Below are 17456 nucleotides of genomic sequence, written 5' to 3' on the forward strand. Positions count from 1 at the left end.
CACCTCTGCAGCCATCCGCAGTCCTAGTTGAATGGAGATATTGATTTCAAGTATTTTCTAAAGAATATAAGATAGCTTTCTGGTTTGATGGCATCGTTGTTTACAATGGCGTCCTATCCTAGCGAGAACGATTTCATGTTAAAGCAGGCTGTTTTGCAACAACCGGTATCTCATTCTCCCGCTTCCCGACCGACCGGCGTCTTGCCGGGGTTGTCGTTTCGTCAGCTGTTGCTGGCGGCATTCCTGCTGATTGCCGCATTGCTGAGCGGCACGTCCGTGCACGCTTTGTTCACCCTTGAACGGATGTCGGCGCACAGCCGCGAGACGGCAGGGCAGGCCGTGCGATTGACCGAGCAGGCGCAGCGTCTGGCGGAGCGCACGGTCGCCATGGAGCGCAGCGCGCGGCAATTTCTGGTGCTTGAGGATTCTGCTTTCCGTGATCGCTATGCGGAGGCATGGCAGCAGGCCAAGTCGTCGCTGGCCGAGTTGCAGCAAGCGCTGCCGCAGGCGCCTGCCGATGTGTTTGCCTCCTGGAACACCTATGGCGAGGCGGCCTGGGCGGTGCTGCAGTCGGATCAGGGGCCAATCCAGCCGGCGTCGCCCGCCCCCAGGAATTCGGCACGAAACGCAGCGCAGAATGCAGCGCAAAATGCGGCCCAAAACCAGCGCAAGCTCGATCAGCGTGCCTTGTTCGAGGCGTTTGCCCATCTTCCGGCGCTCAATGAGCAACTGGCGCAGGAGAGCAAGCGCGAGGTAGAGCGCCGCAATAATGCCTTGTCCAATGATCTGGAGCAGCAACGCAAGATGCTGACTTTCCAGGTCATCGGCGCTATCGTGCTGGCGGTGCTGCTGGCGTTCTGGTTCGGCATGTGGCTGTCGCGTCCGCTGGCGCGCATGGAGGCGGCGATCGGGCGGCTCGGCGACAATCGTTTCGATCAGCCGATTGTAGTCAAGGGACCGGCCGACTTGCGCAGGCTCGGTCAGCAGCTTGACTGGCTGCGGCAACGGCTGGCGGATCTGGAGGCGGAGAAGTCGCGCTTCCTGCGCCATGTTTCGCACGAGTTGAAGACACCGTTGGCGGCCTTGTGTGAGGGTGCGGCGCTGCTGGACGACGAAGTGGCCGGCAAACTGACCGACAGCCAACGTGAGATTTCGCGCATCCTGCGTCAGAACACGCAGTCATTGCAGAACCAGATCGAGGACCTGCTGCGCTACAACGAAGTGGCCTTTGACGCTCAGCGCATCAACCGTCTGCCGGTCGATCTGCGGGCGCTCTTATATAAGGTGATTGACGACCAGCGGCTGCAATGGGTGGCGCGCGGTCTTAAAGTCGACGTTGAAGGCGCCGCCAGGACGGCGGTGCTGGATCCGGACAAGTTTGCGATTGTGCTGGCCAACCTGCTGTCGAACGCGGTGCGTTTCAGTCCGCAGGGCGGGACGATACGGTTTGTGCTCTCGGGCAGCGAAGGGCGCGTACGTATCGATTGCGTCGATCAGGGCCCGGGCGTGGCGGCAACCGACGCACACCGGATCTTCGATCCTTTCTATCAGGGCCTGAATCAACCGCAAGGCGCACGTCATGGCAACGGCATCGGTTTGTCGATCGTGCGTGAGTATGTACTGGCACATAACGGCGATGTTCAACTGGTGTCGCGTGAGGGCGGCGGGGCGCATTTCCGCATTGAACTGCCGGATGAAAGCTAGAGTCACTTCCATGAAAACAAAAATACTTCCCTTACTTCTGAGTCTACTGAGCGTGCTGCTGGCGGCGTGTGCGACGCCACCGCCTCCGGAAGCGCCGACCACGACCGTCAAACTGGTCACGACGGTGGGCGGCATGGACGATTTGCTGATTTATCACCAGACTTTGCGTCGCTTGTCGCAGCAGGAGCTGGGCCGCGAATTGCAGGCGCTCAATGCGCGTCAGGGCGGCGCCATGCTGGCGATGCAAAAGGCCATGGTGCTCGGCCTGACGCATGACGCCAACGATCTGGCGCGCGCGCAGGTGCAGCTGGGCGCGGTATTGAACGCTACGGATTCCGACGCGGTGGCCTTGAAGCCGCTGGCACAACTGCTGGTGAGCAACTATGCAGAGATGCGCCGCTTGAGCGACAACGCCGAAAAGGCGGGGCAGCAGGCCAAAGAAAGCCAGCGCCGCATGGACCAGCTGAATGAAAAGCTGGAAGCGCTCAAGAACATTGAGCGCACCTTGCCGGGTCAACCCAAATAGATGGACAAGTCCGTGAGCAGCCCGCGCCATTTGCTGCTGGTCGATGACGATCCTGATCTGCTGCGGCTGTTGTCGTTGCGCCTGACGGCCAATGGCTATCGGGTGACGGCGGTGGGCAGCGCCGAAGCGGCGCAGGGGCAAATGGCGATTGAGCTGCCGGCGCTGGTGATCAGCGATATCCGCTTGCCGGGCAAGGACGGTCTGGCGCTGTTTGATGAAATCCGCGCGCAGTATCCCGCCTTGCCGGTGATCCTGCTGACGGCGCACGGCACTATTCCCGACGCGGTCGATGCCACCACACGCGGTGCGTTTGCCTATCTCACCAAACCTTACGACGCCAAGATTCTGCTCGCCAAGATTGCGCAGGCGCTGAGCCTGACTGCGTGCGACGAGGTTGCGGGTGATGCAGCAGGGGGCGGCGACGACGCCTGGCGCGAAGAACTGATCAGCCGCAGCCCGCGTATGGCGGAGGTCTTGTCGGAAGCGCGCCTGGTGGCCGTGTCAGACGCCAGCATTTTGATCCGGGGTGAAAGCGGCACCGGCAAGGAACTACTGGCACGCGCCATCCATCGCGCCAGTCGCCGCGCCAAGGCGCCGTTCATCGCGGTCAATTGCGCGGCGATTCCGGAGCAGTTGCTGGAGTCGGAACTGTTCGGCCACGTCAAAGGCGCGTTCACCGGTGCGGTGGAGCATCGCAAGGGTTTGTTCCAGGCGGCGAATGGCGGCACTTTGTTTCTCGACGAGATCGGCGACATGCCGCTGCCGCTGCAGGTAAAGTTGCTGCGCGTCCTGCAAGAACGCACGGTGCGCCAGGTCGGCGCCAACGACGCCGTGCCGGTGGATGTGCGGATACTGTCGGCGACGCATCGCGATCTGGATGTCGCCATGGCGGATGGTTCGTTTCGCGAAGATCTCTATTACCGTCTGAATGTCGTGACGCTGGTGCTGCCGGTATTGGCTGAGCGCCGGGAAGATATCGCTTTGCTGGCCAATCATTTTCTACAGTTGATTGCTGCAAAGTATCAGAAGAAACTCAATGGCTTTGCCCCCGATGCGCTGGAAGTGCTGATGATGGCTTCCTGGCCCGGCAATGTGCGGCAGCTATATAACGTGGTTGAGCAAGTATGCGCATTGTCGACGGCGCCCTTGATCTCGGCGGCGCTGGTGCAACGCGCCCTGCGTGTGCCGGCGCTGGAAGTATTGCGCTATGCCGACGCCAAGCAGCGTTTTGAGCGGGACTATCTGATTCAGCTCCTGAAATTGACTGACGGCAACGTCACCGATGCTGCCCGCCTGGCAGATAGAAACCGGACCGAGTTCTATCGTCTGCTACAGAAAAACGGGCTCGATCCCAGTGTTTTCCGCGGAGATGACGAGGGTGTCGCCGCAGAGCGACAAGAATAAGCCTTTAAAAATCAGTGACTTAGTTGATGCGAGCCGGATGGTGTCGCTCTCAGGCGACGAAAATCAGCGATTTTGGCCGGTTTATTGCCGATCGGTAGTGACGAATTTTTATAAGTCACTGAATTCATTGAGATTTTCTGATCTGGCATGGCCTTTGCGAAAGAGGGGACAGGTAGCGCTTAAAGCGTTGTCTTTCTTTTCTCACTATAAGGACATCATCATGCAAACCACCAAAACGATCTCGACGCTGGTTACCGCCGCTTTCCTGACCGCTGTTGCCGCCCCTGTTGTCTACGCCGCGGATGCATCTGAGACTTCTTCGCCGCCTGCCGCGCAAAAAGCCGGCGCCTATGTCGACGACTCCGTCATTACTGCAAAGGTGAAGGCCGCCTTTGTGGAGGATAGCCAAGTGTCGGCCCTGAAGATCAAGGTCACTACCAAGAAGGGTATTGTGACCCTGGCGGGTACCGTACCTAATGCCGAAGCCGGTCAACATGCCTTGCAAGTTGCCGCTGCCATCGATGGCGTGAAGGACGTGAAGAGCGCACTGACCGTCAAGGCAAGCTAATTTGAGCGATTTGTTGCAGCGCTTAGGATGAATTGATTGCTGCATTGAAACAAAAACTCAGCCCGCCCCGCCAGGGGTGGGCTGAATGCATTTAAAGTTTAAAAATTTTTTTACGGCCGAAATTCAGGGTTGGTGCGGGTTTGCGGCAAGGTCGCGTAAAAAGTTTAAATAATTTGGCAAAAATAGTTGCACGGATCTGAAAACCTTTGCTATAGTTCGCCTCCCCGCTGACGAAGCGACGCAGCAAAAAGCAAGACGCAGCGAGCTAGGTGGGGATCTGCTGCTGACAAACAAAACGATTTGTTGGCGACGCAAGCGGTAGTTGATACTGCGGCGAAGCAGTAAAGGTTCTTTAAAAATTAACAGTCGATAAGCGTGGGCGTTTAATGAAGTGCGACAGACTTTCGGGTCTGGAAACTTTAAATATTTAAACGCTCACAAAGAAATATAGGTAAGAAATTATCTGTCAGTATTTTGAGTGAGTGACCGATTCGCAAGAATCAGCCAGAAATGGCAAAACAGAGATTGAACTGAAGAGTTTGATCCTGGCTCAGATTGAACGCTGGCGGCATGCCTTACACATGCAAGTCGAACGGCAGCACGGGAGCTTGCTCCTGGTGGCGAGTGGCGAACGGGTGAGTAATATATCGGAACGTGCCCTAGAGTGGGGGATAACTAGTCGAAAGATTAGCTAATACCGCATACGATCTAAGGATGAAAGTGGGGGATCGCAAGACCTCATGCTCGTGGAGCGGCCGATATCTGATTAGCTAGTTGGTGAGGTAAAGGCTCACCAAGGCGACGATCAGTAGCTGGTCTGAGAGGACGACCAGCCACACTGGAACTGAGACACGGTCCAGACTCCTACGGGAGGCAGCAGTGGGGAATTTTGGACAATGGGCGCAAGCCTGATCCAGCAATGCCGCGTGAGTGAAGAAGGCCTTCGGGTTGTAAAGCTCTTTTGTCAGGGAAGAAACGGGTGAGGCTAATATCCTTGCCTAATGACGGTACCTGAAGAATAAGCACCGGCTAACTACGTGCCAGCAGCCGCGGTAATACGTAGGGTGCAAGCGTTAATCGGAATTACTGGGCGTAAAGCGTGCGCAGGCGGTTGTGCAAGACAGATGTGAAATCCCCGGGCTCAACCTGGGAATTGCATTTGTGACTGCACGGCTAGAGTGTGTCAGAGGGGGGTAGAATTCCACGTGTAGCAGTGAAATGCGTAGATATGTGGAGGAATACCGATGGCGAAGGCAGCCCCCTGGGATAACACTGACGCTCATGCACGAAAGCGTGGGGAGCAAACAGGATTAGATACCCTGGTAGTCCACGCCCTAAACGATGTCTACTAGTTGTCGGGTCTTAATTGACTTGGTAACGCAGCTAACGCGTGAAGTAGACCGCCTGGGGAGTACGGTCGCAAGATTAAAACTCAAAGGAATTGACGGGGACCCGCACAAGCGGTGGATGATGTGGATTAATTCGATGCAACGCGAAAAACCTTACCTACCCTTGACATGTACGGAAGTCCGAAGAGATTTGGATGTGCTCGAAAGAGAACCGTAACACAGGTGCTGCATGGCTGTCGTCAGCTCGTGTCGTGAGATGTTGGGTTAAGTCCCGCAACGAGCGCAACCCTTGTCATTAGTTGCTACGAAAGGGCACTCTAATGAGACTGCCGGTGACAAACCGGAGGAAGGTGGGGATGACGTCAAGTCCTCATGGCCCTTATGGGTAGGGCTTCACACGTCATACAATGGTACATACAGAGGGCCGCCAACCCGCGAGGGGGAGCTAATCCCAGAAAGTGTATCGTAGTCCGGATTGTAGTCTGCAACTCGACTACATGAAGTTGGAATCGCTAGTAATCGCGGATCAGCATGTCGCGGTGAATACGTTCCCGGGTCTTGTACACACCGCCCGTCACACCATGGGAGCGGGTTCTGCCAGAAGTAGTTAGCCTAACCGCAAGGAGGGCGATTACCACGGCAGGGTTCGTGACTGGGGTGAAGTCGTAACAAGGTAGCCGTATCGGAAGGTGCGGCTGGATCACCTCCTTTCTAGAGTGCGCATGAAGTTAAGCGTCCACACTTATCGTCTGTTAGTAAAGAAGAACAGTTATTCGGTTGCGGCGCAGGCAATGCCTGCATGCTGGCTCTGATTACTGATCCAAGCGGGTCTGTAGCTCAGCTGGTTAGAGCACCGTGTTGATAACGCGGGGGTCGTTGGTTCGAGCCCAACCAGACCCACCAAAAGTTTCGGGGGTTTAGCTCAGCTGGGAGAGCACCTGCTTTGCAAGCAGGGGGTCGTCGGTTCGATCCCGTCAACCTCCACCAGAAACGTCAAACCTAAGTCGCATGCAAAACGCGTGTGGATTTAGGTTTGGTCTTTTAGTGATCAATAGCTGTTTTTGTTCTTTAACAATCTGGAAGAAGTAAAGTATTCGTCAACGACGCGCGCCAGGATTTCGATCCTTGTGTGAGAAGTTGATGGGTGTGATTGTATCAATCAAAGTATTACGAAGTGATCTTAGCAATTAGAAGACTTACTTTGGCAATACGGCAAACGCTAAACTCAAAAAGCTCTATAACGATCTCTCGGAAGAGAGGCTAACGTTATAGGGACAAGTGAATAAGTGCACATGGTGGATGCCTTGGCGATTACAGGCGATGAAGGACGTAGTAGCTTGCGATAAGCTGCGGGGAGCTAGCAAACAAGCTTTGATCCGCAGATTTCCGAATGGGGAAACCCACCCGCAAGGGTATCACTGACTGAATACATAGGTCTGTGAAGCGAACGCGGCGAACTGAAACATCTAAGTAGCTGCAGGAAAAGAAATCAACCGAGATTCCCAAAGTAGTGGCGAGCGAAATGGGACCAGCCTGCAAGATTTAGCATTTTTGATAGTGGAACGGAATGGAAAGTCCGGCCATAGAGGGTGATAGCCCCTTACACGAAATCATTAGTGTGGAACTAAGCTTGCGACAAGTAGGGCGGGACACGTGAAATCCTGTCTGAACATGGGGGGACCATCCTCCAAGGCTAAATACTCGTAATCGACCGATAGTGAACCAGTACCGTGAGGGAAAGGCGAAAAGAACCCCGGAAGGGGAGTGAAATAGATCCTGAAACCGTGTGCATACAAACAGTAGGAGCCTCGTAAGGGGTGACTGCGTACCTTTTGTATAATGGGTCAGCGACTTACATTCAGTGGCAAGGTTAACCGAATAGGGAAGCCGTAGAGAAATCGAGTCCGAATAGGGCGTTCAGTCGCTGGGTGTAGACCCGAAACCAAGTGATCTACTCATGGCCAGGTTGAAGGTGCGGTAACACGCACTGGAGGACCGAACCCACTAATGTTGAAAAATTAGGGGATGAGCTGTGGGTAGGGGTGAAAGGCTAAACAAACTTGGAAATAGCTGGTTCTCTCCGAAAACTATTTAGGTAGTGCCTCAAGTATCACCATCGGGGGTAGAGCACTGTTATGGCTAGGGGGTCATCGCGACTTACCAACCCATTGCAAACTCCGAATACCGATGAGTGCGAGCTTGGGAGACAGACGTCGGGTGCTAACGTCCGGCGTCAAGAGGGAAACAACCCAGACCGCCAGCTAAGGTCCCAAAGATTGGCTAAGTGGAAAACGAAGTGGGAAGGCTAAAACAGTCAGGAGGTTGGCTTAGAAGCAGCCATCCTTTAAAGAAAGCGTAATAGCTCACTGATCGAGTCGTCCTGCGCGGAAGATGTAACGGGGCTAAGCCAGTCACCGAAGCTGCGGATATCAATTTATTGATATGGTAGGAGAGCGTTCTGTAAGCCTGCGAAGGTGTCTTGTAAAGGATGCTGGAGGTATCAGAAGTGCGAATGCTGACATGAGTAGCGATAATGGGGGTGAAAAGCCTCCACGCCGTAAGCCCAAGGTTTCCTGTTCAACGTTCATCGGAGCAGGGTGAGTCGGCCCCTAAGGCGAGGCAGAGATGCGTAGCTGATGGGAAGCAGGTTAATATTCCTGCACCGTCGTTAGATGCGATGGGGGGACGGATCGCGGAAGGTTGTCCGGGTGTTGGATGTCCCGGTTTCTGTATCAGAGAAGGCTGTTAGGCAAATCCGGCAGCGTAATTCAAGGGTATGGGACGAGCGAACTTGTTCGCGAAGCAATCGGAAGTGGTTCCAAGAAAAGCCTCTAAGCTTCAGTCTAACGAGACCGTACCGCAAACCGACACAGGTGGGCGAGATGAGTATTCTAAGGCGCTTGAGAGAACTCGGGAGAAGGAACTCGGCAAATTTGTACCGTAACTTCGGGATAAGGTACGCCCTAGTAGTTTGACAGGCCTGCGCTTGAAGGACGAAAGGGTTGCAATAAAAAGGTGGCTGCGACTGTTTAATAAAAACACAGCACTCTGCAAACACGAAAGTGGACGTATAGGGTGTGACGCCTGCCCGGTGCTGGAAGATTAAATGATGGGGTGCAAGCTCTTGATTGAAGTCCCAGTAAACGGCGGCCGTAACTATAACGGTCCTAAGGTAGCGAAATTCCTTGTCGGGTAAGTTCCGACCTGCACGAATGGCGTAACGATGGCCACACTGTCTCCTCCCGAGACTCAGCGAAGTTGAAATGTTTGTGATGATGCAATCTACCCGCGGCTAGACGGAAAGACCCCATGAACCTTTACTGTAGCTTTGCATTGGACTTTGAACCAATCTGTGTAGGATAGGTGGGAGGCTTTGAAGCAGGAACGCCAGTTTCTGTGGAGCCATCCTTGAAATACCACCCTGGTTTGTTTGAGGTTCTAACCTTGGTCCGTTATCCGGATCGGGGACAGTGCATGGTAGGCAGTTTGACTGGGGCGGTCTCCTCCCAAAGTGTAACGGAGGAGTTCGAAGGTACGCTAGGTACGGTCGGACATCGTGCTAATAGTGCAATGGCATAAGCGTGCTTAACTGCGAGACTGACAAGTCGAGCAGGTACGAAAGTAGGACATAGTGATCCGGTGGTTCTGTATGGAAGGGCCATCGCTCAACGGATAAAAGGTACTCTGGGGATAACAGGCTGATTCCTCCCAAGAGTTCATATCGACGGGGGAGTTTGGCACCTCGATGTCGGCTCATCACATCCTGGGGCTGTAGCCGGTCCCAAGGGTATGGCTGTTCGCCATTTAAAGTGGTACGTGAGCTGGGTTTAAAACGTCGTGAGACAGTTTGGTCCCTATCTGCCGTGGGCGTTGGAAGTTTGAAGGGGGCTGCTCCTAGTACGAGAGGACCGGAGTGGACGAACCTCTGGTGTATCGGTTGTCACGCCAGTGGCATTGCCGAGTAGCTAAGTTCGGAAGAGATAACCGCTGAAAGCATCTAAGCGGGAAACTCGCCTTGAGATGAGACTTCCCGGGAGTTTAACTCCCCTAAAGGGTCGTTCGAGACCAGGACGTTGATAGGTCAGGTGTGGAAGCGCAGTAATGCGTTAAGCTAACTGATACTAATTGCCCGTGTGGCTTGTCCCTATAACATTAGCTGTTATAGCTTTAGAGTTTAAAATGTGTTTGCCAATGTGCATCACACCAAAATATATTTACTTCTTCCCAGATTGCGTTGTTTGGCCATCCTAGTTCCAATTGGACCCAAGCAACACTACAAGTTATGCCTGATGACTATAGCAAGTTGGTACCACCCCTTCCCATCCCGAACAGGACCGTGAAACGACTTCGCGCCGATGATAGTGCTGCAACCAGTGTGAAAGTAGGTCATCGTCAGGCTATTAATTAAGCTTAAGCCCCATACCATCAGGTGTGGGGCTTTTTGCTGTCTACGCTATGCGCTAGCAAAACACAGATCAGGCAAATAACAAATAACGCCACCCTAGCTTCACTACACCGCACGCCATTACTCTTCGTACCCTGCAATTCTCCTCATCCCAGGAATACAGCGGACTTCATTGCTATTTCCCCTGCATATCCTCCGCAACTCAACGCGCAATCTTCAGCGCTTATCCTCCAGCCCTCGTAATATCCCTGAATTCCACAACACGGCTTCCTCGACGGAAATGCTGGTTCATCGATACGTCCTCGTTCTGATGGCAGACTGATCTGCCTGCTATTTATCTGCCGCGCTTCAGGCCTCCTTATTCTGTATCAGCCTCATCATCGACAAGCCGCAGCTTCAATCCGCTACTATCCGTCCCTCATCTGGCAACATCTCTCAACCAAATTTAACGGACTGCTCTAAGCCGAACGCTTCAACAACTACCGGAATGCTTAAACGCAATGTCAGTAAAACGGTAGTACAGCAGTGATTAGTAGTGTCCGAAGCCACACGCATTAAACGCTTTCACCATGAACAACTAATGGCGCTCGCGGCATCATCGCGCCAGGTAATTCCAGCATCGCCGGCAATGGCCAGGCCAGGCTGAGCAGGACAGACAAACCACACGCCGTCCGGACAATAAAAAAGCCGCGTCGGAACGCGGCTTTGCATCAACTTGATCACCGAAACTCATCGGTGATCAGGCTTCAATACATTACACACCTGCAAGCAGATACGCACCCACAGCAGCAATACCAACACCACCGATACGTACAACCTTATCTGCCATCTGTTTACCGGCGAACATGCCGATTCCCAGTCCGGCTGCATGCAGCAACGCCGTTGCCAGCACAAAACCCAGACCATACATCGCAGCCGACGAACCATGCGGCAATTCGCTGCCATGCGCATAACCATGGAACAGCGCGAACAGCGACACCACCATGGTGCTTGCCCACAGCGGCATCTTCACTGCGAAGGCGATCAACAAACCGAGTACAGCGACGGAGGCCGCAATACCGGTTTCCGCCGCAGGAAATTGAAGTCCTGCCAATGCCAGCAACGCGCCAACCACCATCATCAGTGGAAACGCCAGCGGCAACACCCACATCGCCGAACGCTTGTTCTGTGCGGCCCACAGACCGACTGCCAGCATGGCCAGCAAATGGTCGATACCGGAAAACGGATGAGCGAAGCCGGTGCTGAAGCTGCCCGACACCGTCATCAGCGAATCAGGATGGCCCGGATGGGCAAAGGCGCTGCCTGCCGCCAGCGCAGCGATGGTCAATGCACCGGCGCGCATTGCAGTCTTGGTGGAAAGTCGGAACATGTTTTTCTCCTTCGTATAAATCTTGGTGGATGCGCATGCGCAATTAGCTATCTGAATAGGGTAAATCTCAACCCTGCTGCTTCAAGCTTGCTTCTTTTCGTCCAGCAAACCTTGCTTGCGGATATATTCAATCACCGTCTCGACACCATCGCCGCTGCGCAGGTTGGTAAACACAAATGGGCGTTCGCCGCGCATGCGTTTGGCGTCCTGCGCCATGATGTCCAGATTGGCACCGACATACGGTGCCAGATCCGTCTTGTTGATGATCAGCAGATCAGAACGCGTGATGCCGGGGCCGCCTTTGCGCGGAATCTTCTCGCCGCCGGCAACATCGATCACGTAAATCGTCAGATCCGACAGTTCCGGGCTGAACGTCGCCGCCAGATTGTCGCCGCCGGATTCTACCAGTATCAGGTCCAGATCCGGGAAATCTGCGCTCATGCGCGCGATCGCTTCCAGATTGATTGATGCGTCCTCACGGATTGCCGTATGCGGGCAGCCGCCGGTTTCGACACCCATCAGGCGCTCGGCCGGCAAGGCATCGGCACGCAGCAGGATCTCCATGTCCTCCTTGGTGTAGATGTCATTGGTGATGACCGCCATGTCGTAATGGTCGCGCATGCGCTTGCACAGCATTTCGCACAGCGCCGTCTTGCCGGAGCCGACCGGGCCGCCGATGCCGACGCGCAATGGATTGGGGGAGGATGGATTGCTCATGTTTATCTCGGAGTGATATCTGTTAAAAACGGATTCTATACATTCAAATGGTCATGCGTTCGCGGACTGCATCATGACCGAAGCATCACGAACGGTATAAGCGACTGTATTGCACTTCATGTTGCATCGACAGCAGCGACAAGCCAGGCGACCAGTTCGACAGTTCATCGTCGGCCAATTCCTGCGCGGTCTTCGCCGCGGCCTCCAACTCCGGTTGCAACGACAACAATAAACGTTGCCCGGCAACCTGCCCCAGCGGCACTGACTTCACGCAGACCAATACCTGATTCTCGGCCCACGCGAACAGCATGCCCAGCAAGGCGGCGTCATGGGGCACATTCAACGCCACAGCGGCATAAGCCAATGCTGTCGGCAAGGGCACTTCGCCTTGCGCCTGCAGCAGACCGAGCAAGGATTCATCACCGATCTTCAGATCGATCGCCAGTTTGCTCAGTGAATAACCCATCTGTATCGTTTCAGCGCGGAACTCGGCGGTATCGCGCGCGGCGATAAAGCGTTCGTTCCACAATGCCACTGCGTCTGCATCGCGTCCGGTAAAAGCCTGCAACAAGCGCCACAAAATCGGCGCTTCGAAGCGGGCGACAACTTCATGCAGCGAATCGACGATCCACGCACGCGCACCTGCTTCGTTCTTCACGCTGCCGTTTTCAATAGCCGCCTCCAGCCCCTGCGAATAGCTGTACGCCCCAATCGGCAACGACGGGCTGGTCAGCTGGAGCAGATGAAGCAGGGCTTGTGCTTGCATGGTGCGTTCTGCCCACTAAATCGACTTATCGCCAGGGCGATGAATCTTTTGACGTACGGGAATCGGCGCCAGCGGGTGATGATGATCGTCGCCATGATGGTGATGACCGCCGCCGTATGCACCCGACTCCGGCTCAAAGGCAGCTTCTTCCTCGGCCACCAGCGCGCCCAGGCCTTCCAGCATTTCCTTCAATACCGGATCCTTGCGGATACGCAGGAAACCTTCACCGACTTGCGCCTGGGTATGACGATTGCCGAGGTGAAAAGCGCAACGCAGCAATTGATGCGGTGAACTTGCCTCGACGCGATAAGTGGCTTCTTTGGCGGCATTGATCTTGACCACGCGGCCGTCATCGCCGCGCAGCAGATCACCGTTACGCAGCACGGTGCCGCGCACGGTGAAGACGGCGACTTCTTCGCCCGAAGTCATGGTTGCGCGCAGGCGGCTCTTTTCGCGTTGGTCGTAAGGCAACAGCAATTCGCCGTCGATCTTCTCGGCGTGTTCAATTTTGGTATTCAGGGTCAGCATGATTTCTTAGAACAGAAAATAACGTTGCGCCAGCGGCAGTACCTTGGCTGGCTCACATACCAGCAATTCACCATCGGCCCGCACTTCATAGGTTTCGGAATCGACTTCCATCTTCGGCGTCGCGCCGTTGTGGATCATGTCGCGTTTGCGCAGATTGCGCATGCCTTTTACCGGCACGACCGGTTTGTTCAGCTTGAGCATGTCGCCGATGCCGGCGTCGAATGCCGACTGCGACACAAACGTCATCGATGTCTTCAAACCGCCGCCATACGCGCCGAACATCATGCGGTAATGCACCGGTTGCGGCGTCGGGATGGAGGCATTCGGATCGCCCATCTGCGCCGCAGCGATCATGCCGCTCTTCAAGATCATCGACGGCTTGACGCCGAAGAAGGCCGGTTTCCACAACACGATGTCGGCAACTTTGCCTACCTCCAGCGAACCGACCACATGCGAAATGCCATGCGTGATCGCAGGGTTGATCGTGTACTTGGCGATATAGCGTTTGACGCGGAAATTGTCGTGGCGCGACGGGTCCTGCGCCAGCGAACCGCGCTGCGTCTTCATCTTGTGCGCGGTCTGCCAGGTGCGCATGATTACTTCGCCAACGCGGCCCATGGCTTGCGAGTCGGAAGACATCATCGAGATCGCGCCGATGTCATGCAGGATGTCTTCCGCAGCAATCGTCTCGCGGCGAATGCGCGATTCGGCAAAGGCAATGTCTTCGGCAATGGCGGGATCCAGGTGATGGCAAACCATCAGCATGTCCAGATGCTCGTCCAGCGTATTGACGGTATAAGGGCGCGTCGGATTGGTCGAGGATGGCAGCACATTACTCTCACCGACCGCTGCGATGATGTCCGGTGCGTGACCGCCACCCGCGCCTTCGGTGTGGAAGGTGTGGATGGTGCGATCCTTGAAGGCGGCGAGCGTATGCTCGAGGAAGCCGCCTTCGTTGAGCGTGTCGCTGTGGATCGCCACCTGCACGTCAAGGCGATCCGCCACCGACAGACAGTTGTCGATCGCGGCCGGCGTCGAGCCCCAGTCTTCATGCAGCTTCAGGCCGATGGCGCCGGCGTGGACTTGTTCTTCCAATGGCGTCGGCAGACTGACGTTGCCCTTGCCGAGGAAACCCAGATTCATCGGGAAGGCATCTGCCGCCGACAGCATCGAGTGGATATGCCACGGGCCCGGCGTGCAGGTCGTTGCCGCCGTGCCGACTGCCGGGCCGGTGCCGCCACCGATCATGGTGGTGACGCCGCTCATCAGCGCTTCTTCGATTTGCTGTGGGCAGATGAAGTGGATGTGCGTGTCGACACCGCCTGCCGTGACGATCATGCCTTCGCCGGCGATGATCTCGGTAGCGCCGCCGATGGCCATGGTGACATCGGGCTGGATGTCCGGATTACCGGCCTTGCCGATCCCCGCGATCTTGCCGCCCTTGATGCCGATGTCCGCCTTGACGATACCCCAGTGGTCGACGATCACGGCGTTGGTGATGACGGTGTCCATGACGTCTTTATAGTTGCGCTGCGACTGGCCCATGCCGTCGCGGATCACCTTGCCGCCACCGAACTTGACTTCTTCACCATAGGTCGTGAAATCCTTCTCGACCTCGATGAACAGTTCCGTGTCGGCCAGACGCAAACGGTCGCCGACGGTGGGGCCGAACATCTCGGCATAAGCCTGACGTGAAATCTTGGCCATTATTTGTTTCCCTTCTTGTCGAGTGCGCCCATCACCTTGGCATTGAAACCATAGACCTTGCGGTCGCCGGCCAGCGCCACCAGTTCCACCGTGCGTTCCTGGCCTGGTTCGAAGCGAACCGCAGTGCCGGCGGCGATGTTCAGACGCATGCCGTAGCCAATCTGACGGTCAAATTTCAACGCCGGATTGGTTTCGAAAAAGTGAAAGTGCGATCCGACCTGGATCGGACGGTCGCCGCTGTTGGCTACCGTCACTGTCGCCGTAGCGCGGCCGACGTTGAGTTCGATGTCGCCCGGCTCAACCAGCATTTCTCCTGGAATCATCTCGACGCTCCTTAAGGAATAGGGTGATGAACCGTGACCAGCTTGCTGCCGTCCGGGAAAGTCGCTTCGACCTGGATATCGGGGATCATTTCCGCCACGCCATCCATGACGTCGGCGCGAGTCAGAATCTTGGTGCCTTCCGACATCAGCTCGGCGACCGTGCGGCCGTCACGCGCGCCTTCCATGATGGCTGCCGTGATCAGCGCCACCGCTTCCGGATAATTCAGTTTCAGGCCGCGCGCTTTGCGCCGTTCAGCCACCAGGGCTGCCGTAAAAATCAGCAGCTTGTCTTTTTCCCGTGGGGTCAGTTCCATGCGTTCTCCTTGATTCTGTCAGTCTTGCTTGTCTACGTATTCCAGATGCGCGGGACGATCGCTTCGCGCTGCATCAATTCCGGACGGATGCGCTGCCATGCATGCGTCAGCCACTGCCGCGCAATCTGGCTGGAGTTGCCCAGATAACGCAGCACCAATACCTGTTTCATTTGCGTCGCGCCGCTGCGGCCATTGCCTTGTTGCGCCAGTGCGCTGGTTTGCTCGCGCAACTCGCCGAGGAAGGCTGCATTGAGCGGCAACCCGACGGCGATCAAGGTCGCGCTTACCGTATAACCAGCCAATGCCAACGGACTTGTCATCGACGACGTGCCGGCGCGCAAGGCGCCTTGTTCGAACCAGACCAGCTTGCCATCGCGGCGGATGCTGGTGCGTTGGCTGACACGGCCGTTGGCGAAAGACTCTCCCGACGCGGTGCGGCCGAAGCACAAGATCTCGCCGCCGATATAGGTGGCGTCGGCAGCCAGCTCGACCTGATGTTCCATGCGCACGTCGGCGTCATTGAAGAAGATGGTTTCCTGCGGCAGCCATTCCAGTGCGGCGCCCGCGGTTGCCGTCAGCGACACTTGCTGCTGCGAGACGAAGCCGTTGGCGCGATACCACTTGCCCGCACCGGGTGTGGTCAGCAGGGCATGGGCGTTGTCGCCGACATGTGCGGTGATGTTGAGCACGTCGCCGCCGAGGATGCCGCCCGGTGGATGGACGATGACGGCGTGGCAGACGGCAGGATGTTCGGGATAAAGCGGCTTTTGCACGCGCAGCGGGCCGAAGTGGCTGCGCTCGATCATGCGCGTGGTACTGGCATCGTCGGCGAAGCCCAGCGTCAGCCGCGCCTGCTCATGGCGTGCGGAAGCCATGGCGGCGGCTTGGCCCGACTCCGTGATGGCAGCGGCAGGATCGATGATGCGTTTCATGCAATTGTTTGTGAGTGGTCGGCACGGCGACGATGTGCTTTTATAGCAGACCTGATGCTAAAAAGCACCCCGCGCACGCCGTCGGCATGAAGACCCATGCCGACGGCCAGGTGACGCTTGGGCACTTGTATTCTTATACCGCCAAATGCTTCTTGACGTCTTCGTTATCCATATCGGCCTGCACGCCGGAAGCGACGACTTCACCGCGCGACATCACGACGAAGGTATCGGCCAGCTCGCGCGCAAAATCGAAATACTGCTCGCACAACAGAATGCCGATGTCACCGCGCTGGCGCAGCAGGCTGATGACGCGGCCGATATCCTTGATGATAGACGGCTGGATGCCTTCGGTCGGCTCGTCGAGGATGATCAGTTTCGGTTCGGCCAGCAGTGCGCGCGCAATCGCCAGTTGCTGTTGCTGCCCGCCCGACAGATCGCCGCCGCGACGGTGCAGCATTTCTTTCAGCACCGGAAACAATTCATACACCTCACCCTTGATGCTCGATGCCTTGCGGCCGGACTTGGTGGCCATGCCCATCAACAGGTTTTCTTCCACGGTCAGGCGTGCAAAGATTTCACGGCCCTGCGGCACGTAAGCGATGCCGAGTGCAGCGCGTTGATGCGGTTTCAGTTTGGTGATGTCACGGCCTTCTAGCGTGACGTTGCCGGCCGCGACCGGCAGCACGCCCATCAGGCATTTCAGCAGCGTCGTCTTGCCCACGCCGTTGCGGCCGAGCAGCGACAGGCACTTGCCCTTTTCGACGTTGATCGATACGCCGCGCAAGGTATGCGCGGCGCCGTAGTATTGGTTCAGTTGATTGACTTGCAGCATATTCTTCTCGTC

Annotated in this window: 13 protein-coding genes, 2 tRNA genes and 3 rRNA genes; 9 read left to right on the forward strand and 9 right to left on the reverse strand. The window is 56.1% G+C overall.

Annotated features, from left to right (window positions below; translation table 11 throughout):
• Nucleotides 1–135: 135 nt before the first annotated feature.
• The 9 genes from hmeg3_RS00225 (at nt 136) to rrf (ending at nt 9949) form a co-directional block, all read left to right on the forward strand.
• Nucleotides 136–1704, forward strand: coding sequence for a HAMP domain-containing sensor histidine kinase (locus hmeg3_RS00225; RefSeq protein ID WP_094566058.1), 1569 nt, complete (start codon nt 136–138; stop codon nt 1702–1704).
• 10 nt (nt 1705–1714) lie between these two features.
• On the forward strand, nt 1715–2230 hold the full coding sequence (locus hmeg3_RS00230) for a hypothetical protein (RefSeq protein WP_094561937.1): 516 nt from the start codon (nt 1715–1717) through the stop codon (nt 2228–2230).
• Complete coding sequence (locus hmeg3_RS00235; protein ID WP_094561938.1) at nt 2231–3634, forward strand: sigma 54-interacting transcriptional regulator; 1404 nt, start codon at nt 2231–2233, stop codon at nt 3632–3634.
• A 220-nt stretch (nt 3635–3854) separates the two neighbouring features.
• Nucleotides 3855–4202, forward strand: a complete 348-nt coding sequence (locus hmeg3_RS00240) for a BON domain-containing protein (protein WP_094561939.1) — start codon at nt 3855–3857, stop codon at nt 4200–4202.
• A 527-nt stretch (nt 4203–4729) separates the two neighbouring features.
• Nucleotides 4730–6262, forward strand: a 16S ribosomal RNA gene (locus tag hmeg3_RS00245).
• A gap of 115 nt (nt 6263–6377) precedes the next feature.
• Nucleotides 6378–6454 (forward strand) — tRNA-Ile (locus hmeg3_RS00250).
• Nucleotides 6455–6462: 8 nt separating this feature from the next.
• Nucleotides 6463–6538, forward strand: a tRNA-Ala gene (locus tag hmeg3_RS00255).
• 285 nt (nt 6539–6823) lie between these two features.
• Nucleotides 6824–9697, forward strand: a 23S ribosomal RNA gene (locus hmeg3_RS00260).
• A gap of 139 nt (nt 9698–9836) precedes the next feature.
• Nucleotides 9837–9949, forward strand: a 5S ribosomal RNA gene (gene rrf / locus hmeg3_RS00265).
• Together the 16S, 23S and 5S rRNA genes with 2 tRNA genes alongside form the textbook arrangement of a ribosomal RNA operon.
• A 761-nt stretch (nt 9950–10710) precedes the next feature.
• Here the strand turns inward: rrf and hmeg3_RS00270 are convergent.
• From hmeg3_RS00270 to urtE, 9 genes are all read right to left on the reverse strand, one after another.
• The gene (locus hmeg3_RS00270) at nt 10711–11325 is read right to left on the reverse strand and encodes a HupE/UreJ family protein (RefSeq protein ID WP_094561940.1); all 615 of its coding nucleotides are present in this window, start codon (nt 11323–11325) and stop codon (nt 10711–10713) included.
• A gap of 81 nt (nt 11326–11406) precedes the next feature.
• Entirely contained in the window at nt 11407–12042 is a 636-nt protein-coding gene (ureG, locus tag hmeg3_RS00275; protein WP_007881349.1) for an urease accessory protein UreG, read from the reverse strand.
• Nucleotides 12043–12127: 85 nt separating this feature from the next.
• The gene (locus hmeg3_RS00280; protein ID WP_094561941.1) at nt 12128–12808 is read right to left on the reverse strand and encodes an urease accessory protein UreF; all 681 of its coding nucleotides are present in this window, start codon (nt 12806–12808) and stop codon (nt 12128–12130) included.
• A 15-nt stretch (nt 12809–12823) separates the two neighbouring features.
• Nucleotides 12824–13336: an urease accessory protein UreE gene (ureE, locus tag hmeg3_RS00285; RefSeq protein WP_094561942.1), complete on the reverse strand. Its 513-nt coding sequence runs from the start codon at nt 13334–13336 to the stop codon at nt 12824–12826.
• 6 nt (nt 13337–13342) lie between these two features.
• On the reverse strand, nt 13343–15043 hold the full coding sequence (ureC, locus tag hmeg3_RS00290; RefSeq protein WP_094561943.1) for an urease subunit alpha: 1701 nt from the start codon (nt 15041–15043) through the stop codon (nt 13343–13345).
• Nucleotides 15043–15366 carry an urease subunit beta gene (locus tag hmeg3_RS00295; RefSeq protein ID WP_094561944.1) on the reverse strand — a complete coding sequence of 108 codons (324 nt, stop codon included), beginning with the start codon at nt 15364–15366 and terminating at the stop codon, nt 15043–15045. The genes ureC and hmeg3_RS00295 overlap by 1 nt, the downstream gene beginning before the upstream one ends.
• Before the next feature lie 11 nt (nt 15367–15377).
• Nucleotides 15378–15680 carry an urease subunit gamma gene (locus tag hmeg3_RS00300; protein ID WP_094561945.1) on the reverse strand — a complete coding sequence of 101 codons (303 nt, stop codon included), beginning with the start codon at nt 15678–15680 and terminating at the stop codon, nt 15378–15380.
• Between the two features lie 32 nt (nt 15681–15712).
• Nucleotides 15713–16612, reverse strand: a complete 900-nt coding sequence (locus hmeg3_RS00305) for an urease accessory protein UreD (RefSeq protein ID WP_198361752.1) — start codon at nt 16610–16612, stop codon at nt 15713–15715.
• Between the two features lie 133 nt (nt 16613–16745).
• On the reverse strand, nt 16746–17444 hold the full coding sequence (gene urtE / locus hmeg3_RS00310) for an urea ABC transporter ATP-binding subunit UrtE (RefSeq protein ID WP_094561946.1): 699 nt from the start codon (nt 17442–17444) through the stop codon (nt 16746–16748).
• Between the last annotated feature and the right edge of the window lie 12 nt (nt 17445–17456).

Source organism: Herbaspirillum sp. meg3 (assembly GCF_002257565.1).
Classification (GTDB): Bacteria; Pseudomonadota; Gammaproteobacteria; order Burkholderiales; family Burkholderiaceae_D; genus Herbaspirillum.